Origin of the sequence: Streptomyces sp. NBC_00390 (genome assembly GCF_036057275.1) — a bacterium.
Classification (GTDB): Bacteria; Actinomycetota; Actinomycetes; order Streptomycetales; family Streptomycetaceae; genus Streptomyces.
On record NZ_CP107945.1, the window covers coordinates 7,005,960 to 7,024,933 of the forward strand.

Here is an 18,974-nt window from a genome sequence, read left to right on the forward strand (position 1 = left end):
GCCGACGGCGCCCCCGGCAAGACCGCTTCACCGCGCGCGTGCGCGATCATCCACGGAGGAACTGCCATGACCGACATCACCGAGCCCTTCGGCGCCCGCCTGCGCCGCGCCATGGACACCCGCGGCCCGCTGTGCGTGGGCATCGACCCGCATGCGTCCCTCCTGTCCGCCTGGGGCCTGAGCGACGACATCGCGGGCCTGGAGACGTTCACGCGTACGGTCGTGGACGCTCTGGCCGGCCACGTCGCCGTCTTCAAGCCGCAGAGCGCGTTCTTCGAGCGCTTCGGCTCGAAGGGCATCGCCGTACTGGAGCGGGCCGTCGAGGATCTCCGCGCGGCCGGCGGCCTGGTCGTCATGGACGCCAAGCGCGGGGACATCGGCTCGACCATGGCCGCATACGCCGAGACCTTCCTGCGCAAGGACTCGCCGCTGTTCTCGGACGCCCTGACGGTCTCCCCGTATCTCGGGTACGGCTCGCTGAAGCCGGCCGTGGAGCTGGCCCGGGAGAGCGGCGCCGGTCTGTTCGTGCTGGCCCTGACCTCCAACCCGGAGGGCGCGGAGGTCCAGCGGGCGGTGTGTGAGGACGGCCGCTCCGTCGGCGCGACCATGCTCGGTCACCTGGCCGCCGAGAACGCCGGCCGGAGCCCGATGGGCTCGTTCGGCGCGGTGGTCGGCGCGACGCTCGGGGACCTCGCCTCCTTCGATCTGGACATCAACGGCCCGCTGCTGGCCCCGGGTATCGGAGCCCAGGGCGCGAATGCCGCGGATCTTCCGGCGGTCTTCGGCCCGGCGGTGCGCAATGTCGTTCCGAATGTCAGCCGTGGTGTCCTGCGTCACGGTCCGGACGCGGCGGCGCTGCGTGAAGCGGCCCTGCGGTTCGCGGACGAGGTGCGCGAGGCAGTCGCCTCCGCGTGATCCAGGGGCGGGATCCGGCGCCCTTGACGGAATCTTGGCTCAAATGTCGGTCGTTATGGCGGAAATGTCCTGGTCGGTCGATGCTGACCAGGACTTTTCGTCTGTTCTCGCTGACGAGAGCGGCCATGGCCGCTAGTCTCCGACCAGAGCGAACGTGCAGCGCAGGTGATCTGCGTTGTTCGTTGCTCGCCTGGTGCGGGGCTACCCAGCTTCCTCACCGGTCCGTATCCGACAGTTCGACATCCGAGGTGACGTAGGCGTGGCTCTTCCGCCCCTTACCCCTGAACAGCGCGCAGCCGCGCTCGAAAAGGCCGCCGCGGCTCGCCGGGAGCGGGCCGAGGTCAAGAATCGACTCAAGCACTCCGGCGCCTCGCTCCACGAGGTCATCAAGCAGGGCCAGGAGAACGACGTCATCGGCAAGATGAAGGTCTCCGCCCTGCTCGAGTCCCTGCCGGGCGTGGGCAAGGTCCGCGCCAAGCAGATCATGGAGCGGCTCGGCATCTCCGAGAGCCGCCGCGTGCGGGGTCTCGGCTCCAACCAGATCGCCTCCCTCGAGCGCGAGTTCGGCGGCGGCGCTGCCTGACGTTCCCGGGCACTCCCGAGAACCTGGATAATCGCTGCATGGCAGCAGAGGTACGTCCGCGGCTGACCGTGCTCTCCGGCCCCTCCGGGGTCGGTAAGAGCACGGTCGTCGCCCATATGCGCAAGGTCCACCCCGAGGTCTGGCTCTCGGTGTCGGCCACCACCCGTAAGCCGCGCCCAGGCGAGCGCCACGGCGTCCAGTACTTCTTCGTGACCGACGACGAGTTCGACAAGCTCGTCGCCAACGGAGAGCTTCTGGAGTGGGCCGAATTCGCGGGCAACCGCTACGGCACGCCGCGCCGTGCGGTTCTCGACCGCCTGGAGGCGGGCGAACCCGTGCTGCTGGAGATCGATCTCCAGGGTGCCCGGCAGGTCAAGGAGTCCATGGCGGACTCCCAGCTGGTCTTCCTGGCCCCGCCGAGCTGGGACGAACTGGTCCGCAGGCTCACCGGACGGGGCACCGAGTCCCCCGAGGTCATCGAGCGCCGGCTGGCGGCCGCCAAGGTGGAGCTCGCCGCCGAATCGGAGTTCGATACGACCCTGGTCAACACCTCCGTCGAGGACGTAGCCCGTGAGCTGCTAGCCTTGATGGCAGTTGTTTGATCTTTTGTCCGATCTTTTTTGCAAGTTCTTCGGAAGGCTAGAGCGTGTCCTCTTCCATCACTGCGCCCGAGGGCATCATCAACCCGCCGATCGACGAGCTGCTCGAGGCCACTGACTCGAAGTACAGCCTCGTGATCTACGCGGCCAAGCGCGCGCGTCAGATCAATGCGTACTACTCGCAGCTCGGGGAGGGCCTGCTCGAGTACGTCGGTCCGCTGGTGGACACCCACGTCCACGAGAAGCCGCTCTCGATCGCCCTGCGTGAGATCAACGCGGGTCTGCTGACCTCCGAGGCCATCGAGGGCCCGGCCCAGTAGGCGTCAACAGTTCTTCACCACAGGCCCGGCGGAACATCCGCCGGGCCTGTGGTGCGTACCGGGGGGTCCCGGGGAGCCTTCCCCCAGGGTGATGCAGCATGGAGTCGTACGGAACGTGTCGTACGCATCCGAGTGCGGGGAGACGCAGTGGACAAGCCGAAGGTCGTTCTGGGTGTCAGCGGAGGCATCGCCGCGTACAAGGCCTGCGAGCTGCTGCGGCGGCTGACCGAGTCCGGTCATGACGTCCAGGTCGTCCCGACCGCGTCGGCGCTGCAGTTCGTCGGTGCCGCCACCTGGTCGGCGCTGTCCGGCCGTCCCGTCTCGACCGAGGTCTGGACCGATGTGCACGAGGTCCCGCATGTGCGCATCGGTCAGGACGCCGATCTCGTCGTGGTCGCCCCCGCCACCGCCGACATGCTGGCCAAGGCCGCTCACGGCCTCGCTGACGACCTGCTGACGAATACGCTGCTCACCGCGCGGTGTCCGGTCGTCTTCGCGCCGGCGATGCACACCGAGATGTGGGAGCACCCCGCCACCCAGGAGAACGTCGCCACGCTGCGCCGGCGCGGCGCCCTGGTCGTGGAGCCCGCCAGCGGCCGCCTCACCGGCGTCGACACCGGCAAGGGCCGGCTTCCCGAGCCGGGCGAGCTGTTCGAGGTCTGCCGCCGGGTCCTCGCCCGCGGCGTCACCGCCCCCGACCTCGCCGGCCGCCATGTGGTCGTCAGCGCCGGCGGCACCCGCGAGCCGCTCGACCCCGTCCGGTACCTGGGCAACCGCTCCTCCGGCAAGCAGGGCTACGCCCTGGCCCGTACCGCGGCCGCTCGTGGCGCGCGCGTCACCCTGATCGAGGCGAACACCGGCATCCCGGACCCGGCGGGCGTCGATGTCGTCCATGTCGGAACCGCCGTGCAGCTGCGCGAGGCCGTGCTCAAGGCGGCCGCGGACGCCGATGCCGTGGTGATGGCCGCGGCGGTGGCCGACTTCCGCCCGGCCGCGTACGCCGAGGGCAAGATCAAGAAGAAGGACGGGCAGGAGCCCGCGCCCGTCGCCCTGGTCCGCAACCCGGACATCCTCGCCGAGATCTCCGCCGATCGCGCCCACCCCGGCCAGATCGTCGTCGGGTTCGCCGCCGAGACCGACGACGTGCTGGCCAACGGCCGCGACAAGCTGCGCCGCAAGGGCTGTGATCTGCTCGTCGTCAACGAGGTGGGCGAGCGTAAGACTTTCGGGTCCGAGGAGAACGAAGCCGTCGTGCTCGCCGCCGACGGCGCCGAGACCCCGGTGCCCTACGGCCCGAAGGAGTCACTTGCCGACACGGTCTGGGATCTTGTCGCACCACGGCTCGGATGAACTCTGGGTGTCATCCCGGCGCTGAAGAAATTCGGAGAAAACTGGCGAATTGCTCCCGGAGCCGGCGTCGGCCACGTACCGTTTGCCATTGGACCGCAGGCAGATGCCCTTCCAAGCCGCGAGACGGGTTGTCCGGTGGCGGAGCGCGACCCGTAAACTGGTCGCGGAACGTCGTGGGGCGCAGCCCCCTGCCGGTCCGCCAATGATCAGCCAGCAGCCGCTGCAACCCCAGGGAGCGATGTGTCCCGCCGTCTCTTCACCTCGGAGTCCGTGACCGAGGGTCACCCCGACAAGATCGCCGACCAGATCAGCGACACCATTCTCGACGCGCTTCTGCGCGAGGACCCGACCTCCCGGGTCGCCGTGGAGACCCTCATCACCACCGGCCTCGTGCATGTCGCCGGTGAGGTCACCACCAAGGCGTACGCCGACATCCCCACGCTCGTGCGGAACAAGATCCTCGAGATCGGGTACGACTCCTCGAAGAAGGGCTTCGACGGCGCGTCCTGCGGCGTCTCGGTCTCCATCGGCGCCCAGTCGCCCGACATCGCCCAGGGTGTCGACACGGCGTACGAGAACCGGGTCGAGGGTGACGACGACGAGCTCGACCGGCAGGGCGCGGGCGACCAGGGCCTGATGTTCGGCTACGCGTGCGACGAGACGCCCGAGTTGATGCCGCTCCCCATCTACCTGGCGCACCGGCTCTCCCGCCGCCTGTCCGAGGTCCGCAAGAACGGGACCATCCCGTACCTGCGCCCCGACGGCAAGACCCAGGTCACCATCGAGTACGACGGCGAGAAGGCCGTCCGGCTCGACACGGTCGTCGTCTCCTCCCAGCACGCCTCCGACATCGACCTGGACTCGCTGCTCGCCCCCGACATCCGCGAGTTCGTCGTCGAGTACGTGCTCAAGGAGCTCGTCGACGACGGCATCAAGCTCGACACCGAGGGCTACCGTCTGCTGGTCAACCCGACCGGCCGCTTCGAGATCGGCGGCCCGATGGGCGACGCCGGCCTCACCGGCCGCAAGATCATCATCGACACGTACGGCGGCATGGCCCGCCACGGCGGCGGCGCGTTCTCCGGCAAGGACCCGTCCAAGGTGGACCGCTCGGCCGCCTATGCCATGCGCTGGGTCGCCAAGAACGTGGTGGCCGCCGGTCTCGCGGCCCGCTGCGAGGTCCAGGTCGCGTACGCGATCGGCAAGGCCGAGCCCGTGGGTCTGTTCGTGGAGACCTTCGGCACCGCGACGGTGGACGTCGACAGGATCGAGCAGGCCATCGCGGACGTCTTCGACCTCCGTCCGGCCGCGATCATCCGCGACCTCGACCTGCTGCGCCCGATCTACGCCCAGACCGCGGCGTACGGCCACTTCGGCCGCGAGCTCTCCGACTTCACCTGGGAGCGCACGGACCGCGTGGACGCGCTGCGCCAGGCCGCCGGCCTCTGAGCCGTACCGCTTCGTACGAGGGCCCCGGACCAACTGGTCCGGGGCCCTCGCGCGCAGGCCTCTTAATCGTGTGACGGTCCGCACGCGCCCTCGATACGCTCGTGATCTCCCGGTGCGAAGGCGACGGATACATCTGGAGCGGGACGTGTCCCGCCGTGAAGGAACCTCTTTCCGCCGCCTGAGTGATCTCGGGAGACCGACGCGCCGGTGTGCCCGGTGCGCAGGCAGCGGATACTTCCCGGGACGTGTTCCCTCGCAGGTTCGAATCCTGCCGCCGGCCCGTGGGCCGGTGTGGCCGAGTGGGCAAAGGCAGACGCGCCCCGCCAGGGCGTGAGCGATCCGCGGCCGCTCCGATCTCGGGCACGCCGGGCTGTCGGTCCCGTCTGGTAGGTATGTGGCTGTGAGCAGCAACGACAAGCAGCCCGAAGAGCCCCCCGCCGGTGGGCCGGAGCAGCTTGCGCTCATCCGGGAGACCGTGCGCAAGGCCGCGGTGCCCAAGGCCAAGCCGCGCACCTGGCGCGGGGCGCCGCTCGCCAAGGAGCTGCCCGTCGCCCGGGTGATGGTCAACAAGGGCGCACTGCATCTCGACCAGTTCTTCGACTACGCCGTACCCGAGGAGCTCGACGCCTCGGCCCAGCCCGGGGTGCGGGTCCGGGTGCGGTTCGGGGCGGGAGCGCACCGGGTGCGGGAAGGGCGGCGCGAAGGCGGTGGCCTGATCGACGGGTTCCTGATCGAGCGCCGCGCCGAATCGGACTACGGCGGAGCGCTCGCCGCGCTCGCCTATGTCGTCTCGCCCGAGCCGGTGCTCAGCCCGCAGATGCTCGCCCTCGCCCGAGCCGTCGCCGACCGGTACGCGGGCAGCCTGGCGGATGTGCTGCAGCTCGCCGTCCCGCCGCGTAACGGACGGGCCGAGTCCAAGCCCTCACCAGAGCCCCTGCCGCCGCCCCCTGCGCCCGACCCGGGCACCTGGGTGAGATACGGCCGCGGGCCGGCATTCCTGGAGGCGCTGTCGGGCCGAGGCACGCCACGGGCCGTGTGGACCGCGCTGCCCGGGCCGCACTGGCCGGACGAGCTGGCGCGTGCTGTCGCCGCGACGCTCTCCTCCGGCCGGGGCGCGCTCGTCGTCGTACCGGACGGCAGGCGGGCGGCGCGGGTGGATGCCGCGCTCACCGCACTGCTGGGGGCCGGGCGGCATGCCGTGCTCACCGCGGAGTCCGGACCCGAGCAGCGCTACCGGCAGTGGCTCGCCGTGCGCCGGGGCTCGGTGCGGGCGGTGGTGGGAACGCGGGCCGCCATGTTCGCCCCCGTACCGGACCTCGGTCTGGTGGCGATATGGGACGACGGCGACTCCAGCCACAGCGACGACAACGCGCCGTTCCCGCATGTGCGCGAGGTGCTGGAGCTGCGTGCGGCGCACGACGCCTGTGGTTTCCTGCTGGGCAGTACGAGCTGCACGGTCGAGGCCGCGCAGCTCGTCGAGAGCGGCTGGGCCGTGCCGCTGGTGGCCGACCGGGCCCAGGTGCGGGCCGCGGCGCCGCTGGTGCGGACCGTGGGCGACCAGGAGCTGGCCAGGGACGAGGCCGCACGGGCGGCCAGACTGCCCAGTCTCGCCTGGCAGGCGGTGCGGGACGGGCTGAAGAGCGGGCCCGTGCTGGTGCAGGTGCCCCGGCGGGGGTACGTGCCCCGGCTCGCCTGTGAGCGCTGCCGGACGCCCGCGCGGTGCCGCCACTGTGCCGGGCCGCTGCAGGCTCCGGACGAGCGGGAACTGCGGTGTGCGTGGTGCGGACTCGACGAGCCGGAGTGGCACTGCGCCGCATGCGGGTCCACGCGGCTGCGGGCGCAGATAGTCGGCGCCCGCCGCACGGCCGAAGAGCTGGGACGGGCGTTCCCCGCCGTGCCCGTGCGAACCTCGGGGCGCGACCACGTGCTCGACTCCGTACCAGGGCGGCCCGCGCTGGTGGTGGCCACACCGGGCGCCGAACCGGTCGCCGACGGGGGCTATGCGGCCGCGCTGCTGCTGGACGGCTGGGCCATGCTTGGCCGGCCCGATCTGCGGGCGGGCGAGGAGGCGCTGCGCCGCTGGATCGCCGCGGGTTCGTTGGTGCGCGGACAGCAGGACGGCGGCACGGTCGTGGTCGTGGCGGAGCCGACGCTGCGGCCGGTGCAGGCACTGGTGCGCTGGGACCCCGTCGGGCACGCCCTGCGCGAACTGGCCGAGCGGGCCGAGCTGGGCTTTCCGCCGGTGTCCAGGATGGCCGAGGTGACCGGCAGTCCTCAGGCTGTTGCCGAGTTCCTGGTCACGGCCGAACTGCCCGCTGACGCCGAGGTGCTGGGGCCTGTGCCGCTGCCGGTCACGGAGCCGGGGCGGACGCGCAGGCCGAAGGACCCTCCGGTGGGGGAGCGGTGGGAGCGGGCGCTGCTGAGAGTGCCGCCGGGGAGCGGGGCAGCGCTGGCCACCGCCCTGAAGACGGCGCAGGCGGCGCGGCTGGCGCGGGGCGGCGCAGAGACGGTACGGATCAGGGTGGACCCGCCGGACATCGGCTGACACGGGCGCGTACGCCCTCGCCGGGCCGGCCCTGCCCGGGTGCGGCCCCGAGCCGTGCCGGGCTGTCCGCCCGTGTGGCCCGGCCCTTCTCGCCCGGTGTGTGACGGCCGGTGCGTAACGGCAGGTTCGAGGCACCCGATGCCTGGCGGACGCAGCCCCTTCGGCTCGGGCGTCCGCCGATGCGCCGCATCCGGCGTCGAGGCGGGGCACCCGCCGGGCGGACGCGCTCAGGCCGGTGCCTGCCGTCCCGGGCACCGGCCGGTGCTTCTTCCGTACCGGGCAGCGCGGCCTGCGGCGCGAACCCGGGGCCTTGCGAGGTGCCTCGGCACGTGTGCCGATCCGTCCCTGGCGCCCAGCTTCCCGGGCCTCCTGCGGGAACGGCTCGTGGCCGTGTGCCAGGAGCGGCCCCGGCACGAAGCCCGGAGCGCCCCGGGGCTGCTCGGTCGCGCCGCGGTCGTCAGCCGTTGCGCGGACCCGGGAACGTGCTCGTGCGCGGCTCCTCCCGGAGCGACTGGCTGCTCGCCGTCGGCTGCGGCGGCATGGAGCGCGCGGCAGGTACGGCGGGCACCGGGGACAACGCCGGCATGCCCGACGGGTTCGGCAGCGTACGGGTCGTGGTGCCGTCGCCCGTCCCCTCGGCGTCGGCCGGTCCGGCCTGGGCTGCGGCCCGCCGGGCCCCGTACCTGCGGTGCACGGCCTGCTTCGTGACCCCGAGGGCCGAGCCGACCGCATCCCAGGAGAAGCCCAGCGAACGGTCGAAGTCCACAGCCGCGGTCACCAGGGTCTCGACGCTGTCCCGCAGTTCCTGTGCGAGACGGACGGTCGGAGCCGGGGCCCTGCCATAGACGACGAAGCCCGTGGAGGGGCCGGAGCGGCGCGGTCGGTAGACGTTGCCCAGCTGGGCGGTGAGCGTGCGCAGTGCGTCCACCTGCCGGCGGACCCGCTCGATGTCCCGCACCAGAAGGTGCAGGCTTGCCCGGGCTTGGGCGTCGTGGGTTGCGTGGTCGGCCATGGAAAAGCCTCTCGAACCGGCGTTGGAAAGGGGCCGGGCCGCGTCAGGGCGGCCCGCTTGGGGTCAATCTGTCTTGACCAACGCTCAACCCGTCGATCTGGTCACGCTTCGGGGGCGTGTACGCATCAGAGTGGGGCGCGCGGCCGTCCGTACGCCCCCGCCGCCACGGCCCATAGACTGGTGTGCTGGTCGTCACCGCACGCACACCGCATGTCGGCACCTTGGGCTTCCGCACGCCAACCGCATGTCGCGTGTACTGATGACAGCCGCACGTACAGCCGTCACCTGCACGTACACGTCTGAGAGGCAGTCAGCAACCGATGAAGCTCGTCTTCGCAGGTACCCCCGAGGTCGCCGTGCCCGCCCTGGACGCCCTGATCGCCTCCGGCCGGCACGAGGTCGCGGCCGTCGTCACCCGCCCCGACGCCCCTGCCGGACGCGGGCGCAGGCTGGTGGCCAGCCCGGTCGCCCAGCGGGCCGCGGAAGCCGGGATCGAGGTGCTCAAGCCGGCCAGGCCGCGGGACGAGGACTTCCTGGCGCGGCTGCGCGAGATCGGCCCCGACTGCTGCCCGGTCGTCGCATACGGCGCGCTGTTGCCCAAGGTGGCTCTCGACGTCCCGGCACGCGGCTGGGTCAATCTGCACTTCTCGCTGCTGCCCGCCTGGCGCGGCGCCGCACCCGTGCAGCACGCCATCCTGGCCGGCGACGACATGACCGGCGCCTCGACCTTCCTGATCGAGGAGGGGCTGGACTCGGGACCGGTCTACGGCGTGATCACCGAGCACGTACGGCCCACGGACACCAGCGGTGATCTGCTCACCCGGCTCGCTTTCGCCGGTGCGGGGCTGCTCGCCGCCACCATGGACGGCATCGAGGACGGCTCGCTGAAGGCGGTGCCGCAGCCGGCCGACGGCGTCACCCACGCCCCCAAGATCACGGTCGAAAGTGCGCACGTGGACTGGGCGGCTCCGGCGCTGCGCGTGGACCGGGTCGTCCGGGGCTGCACGCCCGCGCCCGGCGCATGGTCGGTCTTCCGGGGCGAGCGGCTCAAGCTGGTCAATCTGCTGCCGCTGCCGGACCGGGCGGATCTCGCTCCCGGCCAGCTCGACGTGCACAGGAACAACGTCTACGTCGGCACCGGATCGCACGCCGTGGAGCTGCTCTGGGTCCAGCCGCAGGGCAAGAAGCCGATGCGCGCGGCGGACTGGGCGCGGGGGGTGCGGATCGCCCCGGGCGAGCGGCTCGGTACGACGGACGTACGCTGAGAGCGGGCCCGCCTCTCTGAGCCGGCCCCATTCGCCGGGTACCAGCGGATTCATCAGCACGAATGTCACCAGCGGAGCACCTTTGAACGAGCAGGCACGTCGCCGTCCCCCGCACAAGCCGTACCGCCGGCCCCAGAAGGATCCCGTGCGGATCCTCGCCTACGAGGCGCTGCGGGCCGTCGACGAGCGGGACGCGTACGCGAACCTCGTCCTGCCGCCCCTGCTGAAGAAGGCCCGCGAGAAGGACGACTTCGACGGGCGCGACGCGGCGCTCGCCACCGAGCTCGTGTACGGGACGCTGCGCCGCCAGGGCACGTACGACGCGATCATCGCGGCATGCATCGACCGGCCGCTGCGCGAGGTCGATCCGCCCGTGCTGGACGTCCTCTCACTCGGTGCCCACCAGCTGCTGGGCACGCGCATCCCGACGCACGCCGCGGTCTCGGCGAGCGTGGAGCTCGCGCGGGTGGTGCTGGGCGACGGCCGGGCGAAGTTCGTCAACGCCGTGCTGCGGAAGATCGCGCAGGAGGACCTGGGCACGTGGCTGGACCGGGTCGCGCCGCCGTACGACGAGGACGCCGAGGAGCATCTCGCGGTCGTGCACTCGCATCCGCGCTGGATCGTCTCGGCGCTGTGGGACTCGCTCGGCGGCGGGCGCGCGGGCATCGAGGACCTCCTGGAGGCGGACAACGAGCGGCCCGAGGTGACCCTGGTGGCACGGCCCGGCCGGGCCACCACCGACGAACTGCTCGACGTGCTCGGCGAGGATTCCGGGCTGCCCGGGCGCTGGTCCCCGTACGCGGTACGCCTGGCCGAGGGCGGCGAGCCCGGTGCCATCGAGGCGGTACGGGACGGCCGGGCCGGTGTCCAGGACGAGGGGAGCCAGCTCGTGGCGATCGCCCTGGCCAACGCGCCCCTGGACGGTCCGGACGAGCGCTGGCTCGACGGCTGCGCGGGGCCGGGCGGCAAGGCGGCCCTGCTCGGGGCGATGGCGGCCGGACGCGGCGCCGCGCTGCTCGCCTCCGAGCGGCAGCCGCACCGCGCACGGCTGGTCGAGCGGGCGCTGGCCGGCAACCCCGGCCCGTACCAGGTCATCGCCGCCGACGGCACCCGCCCACCGTGGCGCCCCGGCAGCTTCGACCGCGTACTCGTCGACGTCCCCTGCTCGGGCCTCGGCGCGCTGCGCCGCCGCCCGGAGGCCCGCTGGCGTCGGCGACCGGAGGACCTCGAAGGCTTCGCACCGCTGCAACGCGGCCTGTTGCGCGAGGCGTTGAGTGCCGTGCGGGTGGGCGGCGTGGTGGGCTACGCGACCTGCTCGCCGCATCTCGCGGAGACCAGGATCGTCGTCGACGACGTCCTGCGGGGACGCGGCGGCGCCGCACCGGCCGAGGCGGAGTGGATCGACGCCCGCCCGCTGATGCCGGGCGTCCCGATGCTCGGCGACGGACCGGACGTGCAGCTGTGGCCGCATGTGCACGGCACGGACGCGATGTATCTGGCACTGCTGCGCCGCACGGCGTGACCCAGGTGTGAGCTGTAGCGCGACAGGGCCGACTGTTGTGAGCTGTAGCGCGACAGGGCCGACTGAAGCGAGGTAGCCGACCCCCCCGGGAATTGAGAAGGAGCGCTTCAGCCGGCGAGGCCCGCCTGCTGAAGCGCTCACCGCCGGCGGCTGGCGGGTGCGCGGCCCGCGAGCTCGCGTGTCACGCGTAGCTGAGGATCACCATCAGCGCCACGCACTCCGCCAGGAGTTGCGCGATCAACGCCACCCGACGCACCCGTACAGCAGGCGCGGCCAGCGCGACGACACACGCCACACCGCCCAGGCCGACGCCCCACACGAACAGCCACCCGGGCAGCGGCGAGCCGCACTGCTCCCCGTACGTCATACAGCGCCCCGCCCGCTCGGAGGCGAGGGTCAGCACGCCCGCGGCCGGCGCCGCAGGCACGAAGAGCACGGCGGCCAGGACGGACCAGAATCGGCTGCTGCGGCCGCCGAAGCCGGCGCGGTCCGTGGCGCGCATCTCCTTGGTCGCGGGCGTCGACCGGGACTCCGTTGTGTTCATGCCCCCATCCGACGTCAACTCCCCGTTCCGCCGCATCCGTCCGCGTACTCACGTCGCGGATGCGAGGTACTCAGCAACCAGGTCAACGGTGGAAGCGGGGCCTGCCCCTCTGCAACGCGCTGTGGTCAGGCGCAGGAGGGGCACAGTCCGCGGTAGGTGACCTCGACGTCGGACACGGTGAAGCCGAACCGTTCCTCCGCCGGGAGATCGGCCAGTGGATTGCCGGTCGGGTGGACGTCGCGGATGGTGCCGCAGCGGGAGCACACCAGGTGCTGGTGCGGACGGTGCGCGTTGGGGTCGTAACGCTTGGCGCGGCCGTCGGTGGAGACCTCCATGACCTCGCCGAGGGAGACCAGCTCGCCCAGGGCGTTGTAGACGGTCGCCCGGGAGATCTCGGGCAGCCGCTGTGCCGCGCGGGCGTGCACCTCGTCGGCCGTGAGATGCACGTGGTCACCGTCGAGGACCTCCGCAACGACACGCCGCTGGGAGGTCATCCGCCAGCCACGCCCTCGCAGTCGCTCCAGCAGGTCACTCATATCGGTTCACCTATTCAGATTCGGTGGGATGCCCGAAGTTTACCGGTGGACGTCCGGTTTCTGATTGGATATGGGCTTGGCGCGCTTCTTGACTTGGACTCTGTCCATCGTAGGATCGGTTTTGGCGCCGGCCAAGGGACAGGAAGACTCCAGTAGGGGCAGGAGACAGGGACGTGACGGGACTACCGCCGAGGAGCTGGGCGGTGCCGGCCTGTGTATGACGGCCGTCCGTGTCCCGCCGCCCGAGACCTTCCAGGGCGTGAACACCTCGGCATCGAGGCGATCGCCTCCGGGGTGCGCGCTCGGCAAGGCCCCCCTGCCCCGCCGCCGTCGGCGACCACGACTTCTCGTGGACGAGGCCGAGGTCATCCACCGGGGCCTGCGCCCCGGCTGTTCCACCGCCCGCAGTTTCTGAGCACCGTGATCCGTCTGGTCCGGAAGGATTCCCATGTCTGAGAACCATGATGCAATCGTCGTAGACGCGAAGGCGGAGGGTGGAGGTGGCTGTCCGGTCGCGCACGGGCGCGCCCCGCACCCGACTCAGGGCGGCGGAAACCGCCAGTGGTGGCCGGAGCGGCTGAACCTGAAGATCCTTGCCAAGAACCCTGCCGTGGCCAACCCCCTCGGCGAGGAGTTCGACTACGCGGAGGCGTTCAAGACCCTCGACCTCCCGGCGGTGAAGCAGGACATCGCGGAGGTGCTGACGACCTCGCAGGACTGGTGGCCCGCCGACTTCGGGCACTACGGCCCGTTCATGATCCGGATGGCGTGGCACAGCGCGGGTACCTACCGGATCAGCGACGGCCGCGGCGGCGCCGGAGCCGGCCAGCAGCGCTTCGCCCCCCTCAACAGCTGGCCGGACAACGGGAACCTGGACAAGGCTCGCCGCCTGCTGTGGCCGGTCAAGAAGAAGTACGGCCAGAACCTCTCGTGGGCCGACCTCATGATCCTCGCCGGCAACGTCGCCCTGGAGTCGATGGGCTTTGAGACCTTCGGCTTCGGCGGCGGTCGTGCGGACGTCTGGGAGCCCGACGAGGACGTCTACTGGGGTCCCGAGACCAGCTGGCTCGGCGACGAGCGCTACAGCGGCGACCGTGAGCTGGAGAATCCCTTCGGCGCGGTCCAGATGGGCCTCATCTACGTCAACCCGGAGGGCCCGAACGGCAATCCGGACCCGCTCGCCGCGGCCCGCGACATCCGCGAGACGTTCCGCCGGATGGCGATGAACGACGAGGAGACGGTCGCCCTGATCGCGGGCGGCCACACCTTCGGCAAGACCCACGGCGCGGGCCCGGCGGACAGCGTAGGCGCCGACCCCGAGGCCGCCCCGATCGAGGAACAGGGGTTCGGCTGGAGGAACTCCTTCGGCACCGGCAAGGGTGGCGACGCGATCACCAGCGGCCTTGAGGGCATCTGGACGAACACCCCGATCACCTGGGACAACAGTTTCTTCGAGATCCTGTTCGGCTACGAGTGGGAGCTGTTCAAGAGCCCCGCCGGTGCGCACCAGTGGAGGCCGAAGGAGGAGGCCGGGACGGGCACCGTGCCCGACGCCCACGACCCGTCGAAGAGCCACGCCCCGACGATGCTGACCACCGACCTCTCGCTCCGGTTCGACCCGGCCTACGAGCAGATCTCGCGGCGCTTCCTCGAGAACCCCGACGAGTTCGCGGACGCCTTCGCCCGCGCGTGGTTCAAGCTGACCCACCGCGACATGGGCCCGATCGTGCGCTACCTCGGCCCGGAGGTCCCGGCCGAGACGCTGCTGTGGCAGGACCCCCTCCCCGCGGTGACGCACGAGCTCGTCGGCTCCGAGGACATCGCCTCCCTCAAGGAGCGGATCCTCGCCTCGGGCCTGTCGGTGTCCCAGCTCGTGTCCACCGCGTGGGCGTCGGCCTCGTCCTTCCGTGGCAGCGACAAGCGCGGCGGCGCCAACGGTGCGCGCATCCGCCTCCAGCCGCAGAGCGGGTGGGAGGTCAACGAGCCCGACGAGCTGGCGGCGGTGCTGCGCACGCTGGAGACCATCCAGAAGGACTTCAACGACGCCCGGAGCGGCGGCAAGCAGATCTCCCTCGCCGACCTGGTCGTGCTCTCCGGTGCCGCGGGTGTCGAGAAGGCCGCCAAGGACGCCGGCTTCGATGTCGAGGTCCCCTTCACGCCGGGGCGTGTGGACGCGTCGCAGGAGCAGACCGACGTGGAGTCGTTCGCCGCGCTCGAGCCGACCGCCGACGGGTTCCGCAACTACCTCGGGAAGGGCAACCGCCTGCCGGCCGAGTACCTGCTGCTGGACAAGGCGAACCTGCTGACCCTCAGCGCGCCGGAGCTGACGGTCCTCGTCGGTGGCCTTCGCGTCCTGGGCGCGAACTATCAGGAGTCGTCGCTCGGCGTCCTCACCACGACGCCCGGGTCCTTGACGAACGACTTCTTCGTCAACCTGCTCGACATGGGCACGACGTGGAAGGCGACGTCCGAGGACCAGAACACGTTCGAGGGCCGCGACGCCGCCACGGGCGAGGTCAAGTGGACCGGCAGCCGGGCCGACCTCGTCTTCGGGTCGAACTCCGAGCTGCGCGCGCTCGCGGAGGTCTACGCGAGCGATGACGCGAAGGAGAAGTTCGTGAACGACTTCGTCGCGGCGTGGAACAAGGTGATGAACCTCGACCGGTTCGACCTCGTCTGATCATGACGTCCAGGCCGGCCCGCGCCGGCCGGCCTGGACGTCCTCAGCCCGTGGACCTTGCCGCCGCCCTGATCCGCCGGGTACGGCGGGGCGGTGGCGGCATCAGCGCAGCTTCCGGCAAAGGAGCGCATCCGGGGTCCGTGACGAGCCCAGGCGGCCGGTGTACGCGATACCGGCGGCGTACTCGTCGTTCGCGCACTGCCCCTTGTGGTGGCCGTACGCGAAGTCGCCTCCGCCTGCCGCCGGCGGGCGGCTGTCGGACCGGTCGAACCATACGGTCCGCCCCGCCGATCCCAGCGGTTCGCCCGCCTCGGCGCACAGGGCGGCGGACACGGCGGCCCCGCGCACGCTGTAGCCGACCAGGAAGTGCCGCGGCGGACACTGGAGCTTGGTGTATCCGGAGGCCCAGTCGCGGCCGGGCTCGACGTGCCGTTCGTCGCGGACCACCTCATGGGCGCCGCCAGGTGCGCGAAGAGCGCGGGCTCCGGCGTCGGAGCACAGTCCCCGGTTGCCGGAGTGGCTGAGCCCGGCAAGTCGCTGGTCGTCCGGGCACGCCGCCTTCCGCGCGCCGTGGTCCCAGTCCTGCACTTCGCGCATCCGCAGTGACTGGACGAAGTCCCCGTGGTCCGGGCTCAGCATCGACCAGCGGTCGGCCGGGGCGACCTCGCCCGTCCGGCCCCGTGCTTCGATCAGCCGCGTCCAGTGCTCGGCGCGCCAGTCGTCGCCGTCGAAGACGCCGGCCCTGCGTCCCGCGGAGTCCCAGTGCAGCAGCGCCCAGCCGTTGCCCTTGCGGTCCTTGTGCCAGCCGACGAGCGGCCAGTAGGCGAAGTCGGCGTCCGTCTCGATGAGGAAGTCGACGAAGTGGCGGAACCATGCCCGCTGCTTCGCCCCGGTCTCCTCCCGGCCGCCGACGCCGAACTCGCTGATCCACACCGGTGCCGTGAAGTGCCGGTCCGTTTGTGAGGCGACGTAGAAGGCCTGCCGCCGCAGCACGTCGTACAGCTCGGAGCGGCTGAAGTCGCGGTAGCGGGGGTCGGAGGTCTCTCCGATGCCGGTGGCTCCGCTGTGGTTCGGTCCCGTGTAGTCGTAGAAGTGGGCCGAGTACACCAGTTTCCCGGATCGCACGAGGGTGTGCGAGAGCCGCTGGACGGGCTCGAGGGTGGGCCGTTCGTGCGGGAGACCGTCCACCGGAATTCCGGTCCAGTTGATTCCTTCGACGATCACCAGCAGGTCTGGATTGGCCTCCTGAAGGATCCGGTCTCCCAGATGCTGTGACGCGGCGAACCAGTCGTGCCGGTCGCCGAGGCCCCAGTTGGGGTCGTCGAGGACGGAGCGGCGTACCTCGTTGTAGAGATCGGCGCCGACGACCCGGGGGTTGTCCCGGTAGCGGCGGGCCATGAACAGCCAGTCACTCTCCCAGGTCTCGGTGCTCCGGCTCGCGTTCCACCGCTCGTTGCCGTCGACGCCGCAGCACCAGCGCGTCGTGTTGGTGTGGTTGTTGAGGATCACCGCGAGGCCCGCGTCCGTCAGGGCCTTGACGGCGGCGTCGTAGACCTGGAGAGGCGTCTTTCCTTTCAGCGCCGGGTTGGCCGCCACCGAGGCGTCCGCGACCGGGCGGGCGTCGTGGACCATCTCGTTGGAGAAGGGGAGGCGGACGCTGTTGAGACCGAGTTCGCGGAATCCGCCGACGATCTCGGACATCGGGGCGCGGTCCAGGCCCAGCGGCATACGGTCCGACTTCTCGCCCGCGTGGTTGTTCGCCGGGTCGTCGGGGCTGCCCGAACCGGTCCATGTGCCGCTCGCCCCGTGCCAGTTGCCCGACTTCAGCTTGAACCGGTTGCCGCCGGCGTCGACGACGTAACGGCCCCGGGTGCTCAGGGGAGGTGTCCATGCCTCCGCCGGCCGGACGGCGGCGAGTTCGGTGCCATGCCCGGCAGGCGCGGGGGCGGGGGCAGGCGCGGGGGCAGAGGGCACCGACTCGGCTGCTGCCGGAGGCGCGACCGAAGCGCCCGCCAGGACGCCCAGCATCACGGCGGCCGGCGCCCACCTGACGAAATACCTGTTCACGACCACCCGTTCCCTCGCAGAGTGCGATCCGTCCGGCGAACTGCGTCATTGGCATGTCTGCGCCATGATGGCGGGCGTCCGATGACGTTGACCAGTGGCCCAGGTGCACGACACTCGCGAGCGTTCAGCGTGAGAGGCGCAGTACGCTCACCGCGCGGTCGAATGCCGAGTCCCTGTTGCGGTCGAACTCCTCGTCCGTGAAAACCGGTTCGGTCAGGTGCGGCGGGATGCCGGGGCCGTCGAAGGTGCGGCTCGTCCGGGTGCGGAACTCCTCGTTCGGGAGCATGAGCTGCCAGCCGTTCGGCAGTACTCGGGGCATCATGTCCGAGAACGCACCCTGGGTGGGCGCTCCGATGCGGACCGTGCGGCCCGGGCGGTCCATCAGGGCCTGAGTGACGGTCTCACCCGCACTCACCGTGGAGCCTCCGGTCAGGACCGCGACCGGACCGGTGTAGCGCGGGCCTCGGGCGGGTGGACGTACTGGGGCTGGGAGCGCGTGAAGCGTGCCGGGTCGGACGGGTGGTTGCGGGCGCGCTTGGCGTAGGCGAAGTGTGTGCGGTCCGTCAGCCGCCCCGCGAGGCGGAGGCCCAGGCTGTCCGATCCGCCGCCGTTGATGCGCAGGTCGATGATCAAGCCGTTCAGCCGGGCCGTGCGCTCGCGTGTGAAGACCGCGTCCAGGGCACGGTCCAGCGCCGCAGAGCAGTCGTCGTACGTCTCGGGATCGGCGTCCGTGTAGCCGCCGAAGCCCGTGACGCGCAGGTAGCCCTGGCCGTCGGGCAGGTCCGCGTGGCCGATCCGGCCGTTGGCGAACTCCTGGAGCGGGCGGCCGCCGAGGTCGCGGCGTTCGATGTGCGCCTTGACCCGCTGGTCCAGTTCGGGCCCGGGAATCTCGGTGCCGGGGCGCTTCTCGAAGAAAAACCGGTCCTTGCCCGCGGTGATGCGCACATGCGCGTCGTACAGCGGCCGGACCATGTCGCTCAGCACGGCGAACAGTTCCTCGTCGGTGGTGCGGCCGCTGATCCGGGGGCGGTGGCGGTCCCGGACCGCATGCCGATCGATGCCCTTGGCGGCGAAGAACGGATAGTTCTCCTCGAACGTCTGCCGGAAGACGTCGAACGTGGCGAGCGGGCCGCTCGGCGCCGGCCGTGTGCACTCGGCGGGCAGTGCCGAAAGGCGGCGAAGCCCCCGTTCCCCGGGGGACCCGGCGAAGCGCAGCTTCCCGGGCCGTACGTCCAGGACCGTACCGTCCTCGGTGGTGTACGAGGCCCGGCGACCGCTGCCCGTCCGCTGCGCCGTGGCGCCCGGCAGACACCCTGCCGCCGTGGTCTGGAACTCCCGCAGCCGCCCCTCGTCGATCGCGTACACAGCCCCGTAACCGTCGCTGCGCCATACCCCCTCGACGTGTGCGTCCTTCGCGGCCGCCGCCGCCGGCGCCGGGCCGGTGACGAGCGTTGCTCCGAGCGCGAGTGCGACGGCGGTGACGGTCGTGCGGGTGATGGCCGTACGGCGCATGGGCGTGCCCCCTGAGTGGCTGAGTGAACCGGTGGCTCACGGGGCGGGCGGGCCGAGGACATCCGGCCCGCAGGT

At 71.5% G+C, this 18,974-nt stretch carries 14 protein-coding genes and 2 pseudogenes; 11 read left to right on the plus strand and 5 right to left on the minus strand.

All coding sequences use genetic code 11. The features are described from left to right. Positions 1–66: 66 nt before the first annotated feature. From pyrF to OHS70_RS31140, 8 genes and pseudogenes are all read left to right on the plus strand, one after another. Positions 67–915: an orotidine-5'-phosphate decarboxylase gene (gene pyrF / locus OHS70_RS31105; protein ID WP_328402877.1), complete on the plus strand. Its 849-nt coding sequence runs from the start codon at positions 67–69 to the stop codon at positions 913–915. Positions 916–1,174: 259 nt separating this feature from the next. After that, positions 1,175–1,498, plus strand: coding sequence for an integration host factor (locus tag OHS70_RS31110; protein ID WP_005319887.1), 324 nt, complete (start codon positions 1,175–1,177; stop codon positions 1,496–1,498). A gap of 38 nt (positions 1,499–1,536) precedes the next feature. After that, positions 1,537–2,100, plus strand: a complete 564-nt coding sequence (gene gmk, locus OHS70_RS31115) for a guanylate kinase (protein WP_328402880.1) — start codon at positions 1,537–1,539, stop codon at positions 2,098–2,100. A gap of 44 nt (positions 2,101–2,144) precedes the next feature. Next, entirely contained in the window at positions 2,145–2,417 is a 273-nt protein-coding gene (gene rpoZ, locus OHS70_RS31120; protein WP_005319902.1) for a DNA-directed RNA polymerase subunit omega, read from the plus strand. 147 nt (positions 2,418–2,564) lie between these two features. After that, positions 2,565–3,767, plus strand: a complete 1,203-nt coding sequence (coaBC, locus tag OHS70_RS31125) for a bifunctional phosphopantothenoylcysteine decarboxylase/phosphopantothenate--cysteine ligase CoaBC (RefSeq protein WP_328402882.1) — start codon at positions 2,565–2,567, stop codon at positions 3,765–3,767. Positions 3,768–4,007: 240 nt separating this feature from the next. Continuing rightward, entirely contained in the window at positions 4,008–5,216 is a 1,209-nt protein-coding gene (gene metK, locus OHS70_RS31130; RefSeq protein WP_328402884.1) for a methionine adenosyltransferase, read from the plus strand. A 203-nt stretch (positions 5,217–5,419) separates the two neighbouring features. Further along, positions 5,420–5,496, plus strand: a pseudogene (locus tag OHS70_RS31135). 120 nt (positions 5,497–5,616) lie between these two features. After that, complete coding sequence (locus OHS70_RS31140) at positions 5,617–7,761, plus strand: primosomal protein N' (protein ID WP_328402886.1); 2,145 nt, start codon at positions 5,617–5,619, stop codon at positions 7,759–7,761. A gap of 457 nt (positions 7,762–8,218) precedes the next feature. On the opposite strand, the gene OHS70_RS31145 is transcribed toward OHS70_RS31140, so the two are convergent. Then, positions 8,219–8,773, minus strand: coding sequence for a hypothetical protein (locus tag OHS70_RS31145; RefSeq protein ID WP_328402888.1), 555 nt, complete (start codon positions 8,771–8,773; stop codon positions 8,219–8,221). A gap of 320 nt (positions 8,774–9,093) precedes the next feature. Between OHS70_RS31145 and fmt the strand changes: the two genes are divergently transcribed. Together fmt and OHS70_RS31155 are read left to right on the plus strand one after the other, a co-directional pair. Continuing rightward, positions 9,094–10,038: a methionyl-tRNA formyltransferase gene (gene fmt, locus OHS70_RS31150; RefSeq protein ID WP_328402890.1), complete on the plus strand. Its 945-nt coding sequence runs from the start codon at positions 9,094–9,096 to the stop codon at positions 10,036–10,038. 82 nt (positions 10,039–10,120) lie between these two features. Continuing rightward, entirely contained in the window at positions 10,121–11,560 is a 1,440-nt protein-coding gene (locus OHS70_RS31155; RefSeq protein WP_328402892.1) for an RsmB/NOP family class I SAM-dependent RNA methyltransferase, read from the plus strand. Between the two features lie 181 nt (positions 11,561–11,741). Here the strand turns inward: OHS70_RS31155 and OHS70_RS31160 are convergent, their stop codons facing one another. Together OHS70_RS31160 and OHS70_RS31165 are read right to left on the minus strand one after the other, a co-directional pair. After that, positions 11,742–12,104 carry a hypothetical protein gene (locus OHS70_RS31160; protein WP_328402894.1) on the minus strand — a complete coding sequence of 121 codons (363 nt, stop codon included), beginning with the start codon at positions 12,102–12,104 and terminating at the stop codon, positions 11,742–11,744. A gap of 125 nt (positions 12,105–12,229) precedes the next feature. Continuing rightward, positions 12,230–12,640, minus strand: a complete 411-nt coding sequence (locus OHS70_RS31165; protein ID WP_328402896.1) for a Fur family transcriptional regulator — start codon at positions 12,638–12,640, stop codon at positions 12,230–12,232. Positions 12,641–13,088: 448 nt separating this feature from the next. Here OHS70_RS31165 and katG point away from each other — a divergent pair, with 448 nt between their 5' ends. Continuing rightward, on the plus strand, positions 13,089–15,320 hold the full coding sequence (gene katG / locus OHS70_RS31170; RefSeq protein ID WP_328402898.1) for a catalase/peroxidase HPI: 2,232 nt from the start codon (positions 13,089–13,091) through the stop codon (positions 15,318–15,320). 102 nt (positions 15,321–15,422) lie between these two features. On the opposite strand, the gene OHS70_RS31175 is transcribed toward katG, so the two are convergent. Both OHS70_RS31175 and OHS70_RS31180 read right to left on the minus strand, forming a co-directional pair. After that, complete coding sequence (locus OHS70_RS31175) at positions 15,423–17,348, minus strand: glycoside hydrolase family 5 protein (protein WP_328406040.1); 1,926 nt, start codon at positions 17,346–17,348, stop codon at positions 15,423–15,425. Positions 17,349–17,511: 163 nt separating this feature from the next. Beyond that, positions 17,512–18,884 (minus strand): annotated as a pseudogene (locus tag OHS70_RS31180) (S41 family peptidase). Positions 18,885–18,974 lie beyond the last annotated feature (90 nt).